A 12,847-nucleotide genomic window follows, 5' to 3' on the forward strand; every position below is an offset into this window, starting at 1 on the left:
TTTGAGCAAATTTTTCAATGGACTTGAAAAGTATATATATTGGACATCAATACCAAAGATGGGGATCAATGATATTGTAGATATTTTGATCGTTAGTGTTATGATCTATCTGATCGTTAAGTGGATCAAGACAACAAGGGCATGGGTATTATTAAAAGGAATTATTATCCTTCTTTGTATCGCATTTGCAGCATATATTCTGCAGCTCCACACAGTATCATGGATTCTGTCTAATACGATGAGCGTTGGAATTACAGCAATTCTGATCGTATTCCAGCCAGAACTTCGTAATGCACTGGAACAGCTTGGAAGGAAGAACTGGGTAACAGATATCTTCTCTACGGAGAACAGACAGGAAGAACAGGAATATACTGCAAGAACATTGCAGGAGATTTCAAGGGCAGCAATTGAGATGGGTAAAGTAAAGACAGGAGCATTGATCGTGTTGGAGAGAACGGTTGCACTTGGAGAATATGAGCGAACAGGAATTCCAATCGATGCTAAAGTCAGCAGCCAGCTGCTGATCAATATATTTGAACATAACACACCACTTCATGATGGAGCAGTGATCATCAGGAACAACAGAGTTGTATCTGCAACATGCTACCTTCCATTAAGTGATAGTGTGGAGATAGACAAAGAGATGGGAACCAGACATAGAGCTGCAGTAGGTATCAGTGAAGTGTCAGACAGTCTTACAGTCATCGTCTCAGAGGAAACAGGAGGAATTTCGATTGCAAGAGATGGAAAGATCATCAGACATTTAGATCCGCAGGGGCTTAGAGATGAACTTTCTGTATTGAGAGAAGAAAAAGGACAGAATAAGAAGTTTAAATTATGGAAGGGACGGAATCGTAATGAGAAAAAGAATTGAAAGTGATCTTTTATTGAAAATACTTTCTGTTGTTTTTGCATTTCTGCTCTGGATGTTTGTAATTAATACGGATAATCCGGTGATTAAGAAGACATTTAGTGATGTTCCTGTAGATATGCTGAATGAACAGGTATTAGATGAACTGAATCAGACATATAAGATTGAATCTGGAGATACAGTGAGTTTTACTGTTAAAGGAAAGAAAGATATTGTAGACCGTTTGACGAAGTCAGATTTCCGTGCGACTGCGGATGTATCGTCTATGTCCGATGTTCATGCGATTCCGATTAAGGTTGAGGCATTAAGGTATAAGAGTCAGTTAGATGTAGATACAGGAAATGCAACGGTTAAGGTTGTGCTTGAGGATGTGAAGAGTGATCAGATTCCAGTTGTTATGGAAGTAAAAGGAAAGCCTGCAAGCGGGTATACTGTCAGTACACAGACAGCAACTCCAAATCTTATCTCCATATCCGGGCCAAAGAGCGTTGTGAGCAGAATTAAACAGATTGTTGCAGTTGTCAACGTTTCTGGTGTCAAAAAAGATGTCACAATGACACAGAGTGTAAAATGCTATGATGAAGACGGAGACGAGGTAAGTCAGGAAAGAATTAAACTGGATACGAACAAGATCAAGGTCAAGATTGGTCTGTCAAGAACTAAGGTTGTTCCATTTAAGGTGGATACCAAAGGAAGTCCGGGAAAAGGGTATGTTCTTGGAAGTATTGATTATCAGCCAAAACATATCGAGATCACAGGATCGAAAGAAGACCTGGACAAGGTTGACAGTATCAAACTGGTGAAGCTGGATATCAGTGACAGTACAAAGAGCATTGAAAAGACGATCAAAGCATCAGATATCAAGCTTCCAGATGGAATTTCATTTGTGAAATCCGTAGATAAGATTAAGAATGTGGTAATACGTGCGAACATAGAAAAGAAAAAGAGTCGTACACTTACGATACCGACAAGTCAGATTGCACTGATCAATAATACAAAGAATTATGCTGTGACATTTGACGATCAGGATATTAAAGTGAAGATCAGTGGTTTACGTTCAGTTATCGATAAGGTTGTTGTCAAAGATCTGAATCCAAAACTGGATATGAGATTATATGAACAGGGAACACATACCGTACAGATTCAATTAACAAAGATTAAGAACATGACGATCGAAGATAATGTAAGTGCGAAAATCACTGTCGAATAGAAAATTAAGGAGTTAGAGGTAGAATGGGTAAGAAATTGTCAGTTGTTCTTCCATCGTATAACGAAGAACAGATGATTGAGAAAACTGCCAAGGTGGTAGGAGATATTTTGAGCAGGGAGCAGATACCCTATGAGCTGGTATTTGTAAACGATGGGTCGAAAGACCATACATGGGACAAAATACTAAAGATTAAGGAAGAAGATTCCTGTATCAAAGGAATATGTTTTTCAAGGAATTTTGGAAAAGAATCCGCAGTATTTGCTGGGATTGAGCAGGCAGATGGAGATTGTATCGCAGTTATGGACTGCGATCTCCAGCATCCGCCAGAAGTATTGGTTAAGATGTACAGATTATGGGAAGATGGCTTTCAAGTGATCGAGGGTGTGAAGGCATCCAGAGGAAAAGAAAGTTTTATTCATAAGATGTTTGCCAAGACGTTTTATAAGATTATCAGTGATGCAACAGGAATTGATATGTCTCGGGCATCTGATTTTAAATTATTAGACCGTCAGGCAGCAGATGAATTTCTAAAGCTGCCAGAGCGTAATGTATTCTTTAGAGCATTGTCTTCCTGGGTTGGATTCAAGACAGCCTATGTAGAATTTGACGTACGGGAGAGAGAAGCAGGAGCTTCCAAATGGTCGTTTAAATCATTGGTAAAATACGCGGTCAATAACATTACATCGTTTAGTGCAGCACCGATGCAGATAGTGACGTTTTGTGGGATTGTGTTCTTTGTATTTGCAGTGATACTAGGGATACAGTCACTTTATATGTATTTTGCAGGACATGCAGTTGCAGGATTTACAACAGTGATCTTATTGCTATTGCTGGTTGGAAGTATTTTGATGTTTAGTCTTGGAGTGATTGGATATTATATTGCAAAGATTTATGATGAAGTGAAGATGAGACCGAGATATATTATATCAGAAGTTGTGAAATCAAAAGATAAATCAAAACCACCGGCTTAGCCGGTGGTTTGTACTAGCCCTATAAGGGCTTATTACCGACGCTAGGTCTAAAGACCCATCGAATTTGGTTCGCCAACTGTACCGTCATTTACTTATTAAGCCCTATGGGGCTTATTTTATTTATTTTGGTTTACTGGCTCACCCGTAAACGGGTCAATATATTCTTTTAGTGTCATCTGATCATACTCTAAATCATTTTGTAACTGATTTTGAATATATTCTTGTATCTTCTTTGCATTTTTCCCTACAGTATCTACGTAATATCCTCTACACCAGAAATGGCGATTTTCATATTTGTATTTTAAATTTGCATGACGTTCGAAGATCATAAGTGTACTTTTCCCTTTCAAATACCCTACAAAACTTGAAACACTTAAGAGTATCATCTACTTCCCATCCGACGATACAGCGGCTGTACCAGTCGATCACTGCAGACAGATACAGAAATCCGTGTTTGATCGGGATATATGTAATGTCAATGGATCATGCCTGATTTGGCTTATCGATGACAGCGTTGCGGAGTAGATAAGGACAGACTTTTGCCTGTTGCATACGCTTAGACAGATTCATCTTAGGATAGATTGGATGAATGTCCATTTCATTCATATATCGCCTGGCTTTCCGACGACCGACTCTATATCCTCTGGCTTTTAATTGTGCAGACATCTGTCTTGCACCCCAGGTTGGATTATCCGTATGGAGATGATCAATGATCTCTTTACATGCCAGTTCATCATCAGATACTGGAGATCCTTTGTAATAAATACTTGTACGGTTGATATCAAGTAAGCTGGCACCAACAGAAGCAGGAAGTTTTTTTAGTCGTCAAAAGGTTTCGGACTAAATTTACTCTCGTAGTCAGGTCCGCAAATTTCTTCTTTTTCTGGACATGACACTGAATCCTTTCTTATGTATTGATTTAAGTATATCAGATTCATTAAGATCTGTCCGAAAAAGTGTCTTAATTTATGAGACCATTATAGTTTGAAATTGCCATGAATTAAGTTACGAAAGAAAGTACGGAGATATTCTCCGTAATACAGGAGAGAGGTAAAATGCTGAGATGATCCGTCTTGCCCAGAACGTCCCCAGATGAGAGATAAATGATTTGCAAAAGATGGGTGAAGAACAATCGTGCATAAGATTGTAAATAAAATAGTGTATATAAGAAATAGATATTTTTTCTTTATTGTTTGCATAAATAATTACTCCTTGTATTCAAAATATCTGAACAAAAACTATTGAATGCTTTTGCTCAGATATTGATTGAAATATAAATAACTTGTTGTAACCTAGTAGTTTATTGGATATTACTTTTTTTATAAATGTGCGATTTTCTGTTTCTTAAAATAAAGCCAATTAAAATAATCAAACTGATTAAAGAGGTACAAGCACCTGCCTTGAGACCAGGGGTCGTATAATCGAGTTTAATATGATGTTTTCCAGCGTTTAAAGAAATTCCACATAACATACCATTAACTTTTAAGAGTTTTACTGGTTTTCCATTATCAGTTGCCTTCCATCCTTTGTTATAAGAAATAGGAATACAAAGAATACGGTTATCTTTTGTAGTGATATCTCCCGAAAAATGATTTGCACCATCGTAAGAAATATTGGTTAAATGAGGTGCATTCTTCAGAGCATTTAAGTTCGCATTTTGTTGTTTATCGTTAATATTTACAACAGAAATTTTACCAATAGTGTATTCATTAGGCCTTTTTAAAGTGAATGTTACAGTTGCATCTTTTGATCTATCAATATTGGAAGTATCGATATCAATAAGATAACTTCTTTTACCAGTGTCATAAATAGATCCAGCTTCAGGATTATATAGAGTTAATTTATGCCCTGCAATGTTGACAGAGAATCTCGAATTATTTTTTCCATCATATAAAATGTGATTGCGTCCAGTATTATATGGTGTTAGGCGGACATCTTGAAGATAAAGATAACAATGAGCACTGATATAATTTTTAGGAATCTTAATTGTGACATTTTTCTGTTTCTGTTTTTTCTTATGGAAAACATAATTTGTACCAACATCTTTGGTTATCGTATTGTCAGAGTAAACAGTTTTTTTTGCAGAAACAGATACATTGTCATCAATAACAGCACTTTGAAGCATTGCCTGTTCTTTTTGTCCAGCATTTAATTTTTGGTATTCACTTTCTGTGATATAGGAGTTATAACTATAGCCAAAAGGAAGTATGTTCTTATTTTCATAAAGTTTACTTCGATCGTTTTCATTAATAAGTTGATATCCACTTGGTATTTTTTTATGACTTTGTTTATTGGTAATAATGTATTTTACCCCATACAGATTCATAAGATTTTCACGAAGGTCAAGCTTTTTAAATTTAAATTTATATTGATATTGAGTCAATCCAAGATCCATCAAAGTATTAGAAACATTTTTATCGGTTACACTTAAATAATTTGTTGTGTTTGGTATATGATCAACTAATCCCCAGTTTGGAATATTGGAATTGATTGATTCTATACGATCTAGTTTATTGTTTTTGATATCCGATTCTTTTAAAATATTCGTTTCCTTTTCACATAATGTTTTGTAAGCTTTTCCATTTGTAACGTATTTTACTGTGACTTGACTTAATTTTAAAGAATAATGCGCAAAAGCTGAGACACAGATAGAAAAACATACTACACCATACATAAGAAAATGTTTTAGATTGAATTTTGATAAAAATGGAAAAATATTAATTAAAAGTAACACTAAAGCTGTTAAAATCAATACAATAATCGCTAGCTTAATATCGAGCATACCATCAGACATTAGTTTATAGAGCAGACAGTAGAAGATAATACCAACAGCAATTCCTAATTTTTGGAGTAATGTTAGATTAAGAAGATCTTCATATACCTCTGTTACAGTACATGCTACTACAAGTGCCAGTACGAAATTCCAACGATTCGTAGGATAAGTAAATGCATGCATTACATAACCAAAGATTGGAAATAAAATAATAATTATAGAAACAATAATAGAAGCTTTATATGCAAAGCGTTCTTTGGATTTTTTTAAAAATAATGCAATAATAGCGAGGTAAGCTAATGCAACATAGTTTAATGAGGTAGCACGTGTAAGAGGGTGATAGCCAATAGATTGCTGTATAACGCCTATGTAATAAGCTTTTTGGTATAAAAAGATATTAAAATAGTTAACAGTGGATGCACTTCTGGCGTTGTTAGAAAATCCTATTAATACAGGTAAAAGAATAATCATTGAAATACCAAGACCAAGAATATACCATCCTGCAAAACGTCCAATGGTTTTAAAAAAACCAGATTCTTTATATACAGGGAAGCGAATTAGTGCATAAATAACAGCTGCTATGGTGAGCATATAAAAGAAATAGAAATTACTCATAGCAGAAACAGCTATCATAATAGTAAATAAATATGGTTTTTCCTTTCGATAAATCTTCTCGACTGCCATGATCAGTAGTGGAAGATAGATCATTGGGTTTAAGAAGAAAGGATGGCGGATTCCATAAATAAGAAAAAATCCAGAAAATACATAAATCAGACTTCCAATGATGATACCATGGGAATTTTTCTTTAGATAACATCCAAAGATGATAAAAGATATTCCAGCAAGATAAGCACGGAAGATAATCATAAAATTATATAAATATTCAGCATTAGATTTGTTTGCAAATGCATAAACAAGATTTAATGGGTCTCCGATCGCATAATAGTTTAAGGATGAAATAATGTCGGAACCATATCCAATGCTTGTATCCCACATAGGCAGACTAAAATTTCCATGAATCAGATTTGAAAAGAAATTCCTGATATATTCACCATAATATGTTAATGCTGCATAATGTTGAGAAATACCATCTTGACCAGAAAGTCCCCAAATAAGTGAAAGGTGATTAACATAAAATGGATAAAAAACAACTATACATAAAATTGTAAACAAAATTGTATATGTAATAAATATATATTTTTTTGTAGTTACTTTCATAAATTACTCCTCTTCTAAAGAATCTGAATAAGCATCATTTACTTGCCTTGCTCAGATCCGGATTTAAATACAAATAATTTGCTGATAAAATAATTGACGATCACAACAATGACCTGTGTTTCAATTTTTGCGACCATCTTTGGCTGCCCAAGCAGTTCTACGCAAAATGGTACACCGCCAACTTCAACGACCATTGTCACAAGACGTCCAAGAACAAATTTGATAAATTCCTGTACAGTATCGCTGAAAGTTTTAGACTTTGATTGAAAAACATAAAGTTTATTTACCACAAATGCAAAACAGATTGCGATCGCAACAGAAAAGAAATTACTAATCTTATAATCAATTCCCAGTGGACCTTCGAGAATTCCAAAAACAACAATGTTAACAAGTGTTGTCAGTCCACCGAAAAATAAATAACGTATTCTTGAATCATAATATAATTTTTTGATTAAATTTAACAACAGATACTCCTCCTTATAAAAGTTATACATGTCTTACATCTTAAGATATTTTTCATTAATTTTCAACTAAAATATGATATACTAAAACTGACTATAAAGCAATAAGATAAAGGGTAGAGGGAACAGAAAATGAGAGAAAAAGAAAGAAAATATTGTTATGGAATGTATACACTGCTGTTTTTAATGATGAGTATGGCAGCATTCCTTCCTTTTTTTATGCAAGGAAAGAGCTTTGTGTGGGGTGCAGGAGTAGAAGATGGATTGAGCCAGCATTTTTCAGCATTGGCGTATTATGGAGAATTACTCCGTGAATTCGTTAAGAATCTGATCGTAGGACATCCAAAACTTACGATGTGGAATATGAGTCTTGGTTATGGTGCAGATGTCATTGCAACACTGAATTATTATGCGATCGGAGATCCATTAAATCTTCTATATGGATTTATACCAGTAAAATACACAGAGATCATGTACAACTTTATGATACTGTTTCGAATGTATCTGGCAGGAATCGCATTTATTTTGTATGCAAGAAAGATGAGGAAGAGAACGTATGGAACAGTGATCGGGGCATTAGTGTACGTCTTTTGCGGATTTTGTTTTCGTCTGGGACTTAGACATCCGTTTTTCTTAAATCCAATGATCTATTTTCCATTGCTTTGTCTTGGAATTGAGAAGATCTACCAGAAGCAGAAACCATATTTATTTATCGTCATGATCTGTGTGTCAGCGATCAGTAATTATTACTTCTTTTATATGCTTACGATCTTTTCAGTGATCTATGCATGGATCAGATTTTACAAATATACAGAGAAGGACAGAATTAAGAACTTTTTCTTAACGATTCTTAAATTTGGCGGGTATTACGTTCTTGGGATCTGTATGGCGACAGTGATATTGATTCCGTCAGTGATTGGATTCCTTGGCAATGGAAGATATGGAAGCGGTACAGACTGGAGAACACTATTAATTTATCCAGGAAAATATTACCTGATGTTTCTTGAAAACTTTGTTGGTTATGGAAATGTTGGAAGCAATACTAATACAGGATACCTTCCGATTGTAGGAATCGTAGTGTTGTTTACTTTATTTTCAAAAAGAATGAAACATAAGAAATACTGTCTTGCATTTCTTGGAAGTGTGGTTGCATTGATCTTCCCAATCTTTGGATATGTATTTAATGGTTTGTCTTATGCAAATAACCGATGGGCATTTGTCTTAAGTTTTATCGTGGCACTTTTGACAGCAGAGATGTATCCACGACTTTTTATCATGACAAAGAGACAGAAGATCGGGATTGGAGCAGGCATTGGTTTGTATATCATCTTATGTATGGTGATCAGTGTATCAGGTGGAAAAATGCTTAAGAATCCAGGAATTATGGCAGCATGCATTATGATGGTTGTATTTTACGCAGCATTTCTCATCTTTCAGAAGATGGAATACGACAGCAGGACAAGAAGTGCAAGGATCGTGACAGTTGTTTTGCTTCTGATCTCAGTAGGAATTCATGGCTATTACCGTTTTAATACAGACCAGTATGCGTATGCAAATGAATTTCTAAATCAGGGAACAGCATTGAAGGAATTAAGAACAGAGAATATTACGATGCTTAAAAATGTCAAAGATTCATCTTTGTACAGGGTTCATGCAGAGGGATACCGCTATAAGAACTACGGATTGATCAATGATCTTAATACGATCAGTGGTTATTATAGCATCACACCGAAATGTGTAACAGATACGGTGAATAGTTATGAGACACTTGGAATGCAGTATGCAGATAAATATAAGGGGTTAGATCAGAGAATTGGGTTATTGTCACTATCAGGTGTAAAATATATGACAATACCAAAAGAAAAGAAGATAGGAAAAGATCAGATTACCGCAGCTGATGTCCCATATGGAATGAAAAAAGTAAAGCAAAATGGTGATATTACATTATATAAGAATCCTTATGCATTGCCATTTGGATATGGCTACGATTCATACATCACACAAGAACAATACGAAAAGCTCAATGGTGTTGAAAGAGAACAGGCAATGTTAAATGGGGTTGTACTGAATGAAAAAACGCAGAAGAATACATTAAATCATATAAAGAATGCAAAAGATAAAAATATCTCTGTGACAACGATTTCAGATAATGACATCTCATCTTCAAAAGGGAAAAAATATTGTAAGATTACGGTACCAGTGGAGAAAGATAAGGAAACATACTTATATTTTAAGAATCTTGAATATAAAGGAAAGATTAAAGTTAATAATAAGTTCTTGTTGGAAGGGAAGAAAGGAACAAGCAGTATTCTTGTCAGTGACAATGATGTGCAGCAAAAGATTCACATTCAGAATCCGACAAATCCATATTACTTTGGAAGAAAAGACTATATGGTAAAATTAAATCATCATACAAGTAAATCCAAAGAAACTGTAAGGTTAGATTTTCAAGTGCCGGGTAATTATGAGTATGATGATATTACATTGATCACAGTTAAGAAGCAGAATACTTTTCATAAACTGGAGAACTTAAAGAAATATCCACTTAAAAATATTGAATATAAAGAGAATGCTTTTAAAGGAAACTTCAAGACAGATAAAGAAAGAATGCTTTGCATTACAATACCATATTCTGACGGATGGAGCGCAAAGGTTGATGGACAGAATGTCAAAATCTACAAAGCAAATGGGATGTTTATGGGGATTTTAATGACACCAGGAGAACATAAAATAGAGTTGAATTATATGACACCGGGATTAAAAATGGGAGTCGTCTTAAGCCTTGCAGGTTGGATAGCACTGGCAATCCTCGCTTTACTGCGCAAGAAATATATAATAAAATAAGAAGCAGTTATCATAGTAAAAGAGAAAATATCATAGTAAAACAGAAAGGGAACAGAAACAAATGAAACAATATGATTATCTGATCGTAGGAGCTGGATTATACGGAGCCGTATTTGCACAGCAGGCAGTAAAAAACGGCAAGAAAGTTTTAGTGATCGATAAACGTCCAAACATTGCAGGAAATGTATACACAGAAGATATAGAGAAGATTCATGTACACAAATATGGAGCCCATATCTTCCACACAAACAATAAGAAAGTATGGAACTACATCACACAGTTTGCAGAGTTCAACCGATTCACAAACTCACCAGTAGCTAATTACAAAGGAGAATTATATTCTCTTCCATTTAATATGTACACATTCAATAAGATGTGGGGCGTTATAACACCAGAAGAAGCACAGGCAAAGATTGAAGAACAGAAAAAAGAAGCAGGGATCATAGAACCAAAGAACTTAGAAGAACAGGCGATCAGTCTCGTTGGAACAGATATCTATGAGAAGCTGATCAAAGGATACACACAGAAACAATGGGGAAGACCATGTAGTGAACTTCCATCCTTTATCATTAAGAGACTTCCAGTCAGACTGACATTTGACAATAACTATTTTAATGCATTATATCAGGGAATCCCAGTTGGAGGATATACAAAGATGGTAGCTAATATGCTTGGGGATGTGGAAGTACGACTGGATACAGATTATTTCGAACATAAAGAAGAATTGGATGCACTGGCAGATAAAGTTGTATACACAGGAGCAGTGGATGCATACTTTGATTACAAACTAGGAGAGTTAGAATACAGATCTGTAAGATTTGAGACAGAAGTCTTAGATAAACCAAACTTTCAGGGAAATGCAGCAGTGAACTACACGGATGCCGAAACTCCATGGACAAGAATTATTGAACATAAATGGTTTGAGTTTGGAAAAGATGATGAAGGAAATGATATTCCTAAGACAGTTATCAGTCGTGAATACAGCTCAGAATGGAAACCAGGAGATGAACCATATTATCCAGTAAACGATGAGAAGAATGGAAAGCTGTATGAAGAGTACAAGAAGCTTGCAGAGCAGGAAGAGAATGTAATCTTTGGTGGAAGATTAGGTGAATATAAATATTATGATATGGATGCAGTAATTGCTGCGGCACTTGAGATGTGTGAGAAGGAATTATAAAATTAAGAAAAGAGGAATCATAAATTGAGTACATTTATACCAGCAGACATACTAATGCCACAAGTAGATTCTATGAAGAAATGGGCAGTCATCGCCTGCGACCAGTTTTCATCACAGCCAGAATACTGGAAAGAAGTGGAAGACTATGTAAAAGAAGCACCATCCACATTACATCTGATGCTTCCAGAAGCAAAACTTGGCAGTAAAGATGAAGATGAGAAAATTCGTAAGATTCAATCCACAATGAAGAACTATGTAGACAATCATTTGTTGAAAACCTACGAACAATCCTTCATATATGTGGAAAGAACATTACAGAATGGCAAGATACGAAGAGGAATCGTAGGTGCGATCGACCTGGAAGAATACAGCTACACACCAGAAGATGAAGCAAAGATCCGTTCTACAGAGAAAACAGTTATGGAGAGAATTCCGCCAAGAATGAAGATCAGATATCAGGCACCGATTGAACTGCCACATGTGATCTTACTTTGTGATGACTGGAAGAATGAATTATTAGAGTATATTACACAGAATAAAGGCAACCTGTCAAAGCTATATGAATTTGATCTGATGCAGAAAGGTGGACATATTGCAGGATGGCTGGTAGATGGAGAGATAAAAGAACAATTCATAGAGAAGCTACAGCAATATGAACAGATGATGGCTGATAAATACAAGGATTTAAGTGAACATCCAATGTATTATGCAGTAGGAGATGGGAATCACTCTCTGGCAACAGCGAAAGCATGTTATGAGAAATTAAAGAAAAATCATCAATGGAAACATGTAGAGAATCATCTGGCTAGATATGCACTCGTAGAACTTGAAAATCTTCACGATGATTCACAGCAGTTTGAACCAATTCACAGGGTTATCACAGGAACGGATGTACAAGAATTAATAGAAGCAATGAAAGAACAGTGTTGCGGTGAAAATGGACAGGAAATCAGATGTTATTATGGAAATAAAGAAGAAGTATTACATTTGAATCTCCATGAACATCAATTAGCAGTGGATAAAGTTCAGACATTTCTTGATGAATACTTAAAAGAAAATTCAGGAGTTATTGATTATATTCACGGAGAAGACGTATTAAGGAAACTTGCAAGTCAGGAAAATGCGGTAGGAATTGAATTACCAGCAATGGAGAAAGATCAGTTATTCCCAAGCGTAATGACAGATGGAACGCTGCCAAGAAAAACATTTTCCATGGGACATGCAAGTGAGAAAAGATATTACATAGAAGGAAGAGCAATTAAATAGGAAGAGTGCACAGTAATAAAAGCTTTTGTATCACTAAAAACTGTGATATGATA

General features: G+C 35.2%; 9 protein-coding genes and 1 pseudogene. 6 read left to right on the forward strand and 4 right to left on the reverse strand.

The genetic code is table 11. The annotated features are described in order from the left end of the window. The first annotated feature begins 1 nt into the window (after position 1). From cdaA to KE503_RS01890, 3 genes are read left to right on the forward strand one after another with little or no spacing between them, the layout of a single operon-like run. Positions 2-874, forward strand: coding sequence for a diadenylate cyclase CdaA (cdaA, locus tag KE503_RS01880; RefSeq protein WP_212384348.1), 873 nt, complete (start codon positions 2-4; stop codon positions 872-874). Further along, on the forward strand, positions 858-2,081 hold the full coding sequence (locus KE503_RS01885) for a CdaR family protein (RefSeq protein ID WP_212384349.1): 1,224 nt from the start codon (positions 858-860) through the stop codon (positions 2,079-2,081). The genes cdaA and KE503_RS01885 overlap by 17 nt, the downstream gene beginning before the upstream one ends. A 23-nt stretch (positions 2,082-2,104) precedes the next feature. Further along, a complete protein-coding gene (locus tag KE503_RS01890) occupies positions 2,105-3,052 on the forward strand; it encodes a glycosyltransferase family 2 protein (protein ID WP_117944220.1) in 948 nt (315 codons plus the stop codon). A 116-nt stretch (positions 3,053-3,168) separates the two neighbouring features. On the opposite strand, the pseudogene tnpA reads toward KE503_RS01890, so the two are convergent. The 4 genes and pseudogenes from tnpA to KE503_RS01910 form a co-directional block, all read right to left on the reverse strand. After that, a pseudogene (gene tnpA, locus KE503_RS01895) lies at positions 3,169-3,429 on the reverse strand (IS200/IS605 family transposase); the annotation flags it as partial. A gap of 106 nt (positions 3,430-3,535) precedes the next feature. Continuing rightward, the gene (locus KE503_RS14945; protein WP_249182929.1) at positions 3,536-3,718 is read right to left on the reverse strand and encodes a hypothetical protein; all 183 of its coding nucleotides are present in this window, start codon (positions 3,716-3,718) and stop codon (positions 3,536-3,538) included. 634 nt (positions 3,719-4,352) lie between these two features. Next, positions 4,353-7,043, reverse strand: a complete 2,691-nt coding sequence (locus KE503_RS01905; RefSeq protein WP_212384350.1) for a YfhO family protein — start codon at positions 7,041-7,043, stop codon at positions 4,353-4,355. A gap of 38 nt (positions 7,044-7,081) precedes the next feature. Beyond that, positions 7,082-7,507, reverse strand: a complete 426-nt coding sequence (locus tag KE503_RS01910) for a GtrA family protein (RefSeq protein WP_117944218.1) — start codon at positions 7,505-7,507, stop codon at positions 7,082-7,084. A 129-nt stretch (positions 7,508-7,636) separates the two neighbouring features. Between KE503_RS01910 and KE503_RS01915 the strand changes: the two genes are divergently transcribed. The 3 genes from KE503_RS01915 to KE503_RS01925 all read left to right on the forward strand — a co-directional run bounded on the left by KE503_RS01915 (position 7,637) and on the right by KE503_RS01925 (position 12,794). Then, entirely contained in the window at positions 7,637-10,348 is a 2,712-nt protein-coding gene (locus KE503_RS01915) for a YfhO family protein (RefSeq protein WP_212384351.1), read from the forward strand. A 61-nt stretch (positions 10,349-10,409) separates the two neighbouring features. Continuing rightward, positions 10,410-11,528, forward strand: a complete 1,119-nt coding sequence (gene glf, locus KE503_RS01920; RefSeq protein ID WP_212384352.1) for a UDP-galactopyranose mutase — start codon at positions 10,410-10,412, stop codon at positions 11,526-11,528. Between the two features lie 24 nt (positions 11,529-11,552). Next, positions 11,553-12,794, forward strand: a complete 1,242-nt coding sequence (locus KE503_RS01925; protein WP_249182930.1) for a DUF1015 domain-containing protein — start codon at positions 11,553-11,555, stop codon at positions 12,792-12,794. Positions 12,795-12,847 lie beyond the last annotated feature (53 nt).

It is taken from the genome of Anaerostipes sp. Marseille-Q3525 (genome assembly GCF_018223505.1).
In the GTDB taxonomy this organism is placed as follows: Bacteria; Bacillota; Clostridia; order Lachnospirales; family Lachnospiraceae; genus Anaerostipes; species Anaerostipes amylophilus.

Bases quoted from the DNA above. Each gene is read 5' to 3' on its own strand.
- KE503_RS01885 (WP_212384349.1), top strand. From the start codon at position 858: ATGAGAAAAAGAATTGAAAGTGATCTTTTATTGAAAATACTTTCTGTT.
- KE503_RS01890 (WP_117944220.1), top strand. From the start codon at position 2,105: ATGGGTAAGAAATTGTCAGTTGTTCTTCCATCGTATAACGAAGAACAG.
- KE503_RS14945 (WP_249182929.1), bottom strand. From the start codon at position 3,718: ATGTCTGCACAATTAAAAGCCAGAGGATATAGAGTCGGTCGTCGGAAA.
- KE503_RS01905 (WP_212384350.1), bottom strand. From the start codon at position 7,043: ATGAAAGTAACTACAAAAAAATATATATTTATTACATATACAATTTTG.
- KE503_RS01915 (WP_212384351.1), top strand. From the start codon at position 7,637: ATGAGAGAAAAAGAAAGAAAATATTGTTATGGAATGTATACACTGCTG.
- glf (WP_212384352.1), top strand. From the start codon at position 10,410: ATGAAACAATATGATTATCTGATCGTAGGAGCTGGATTATACGGAGCC.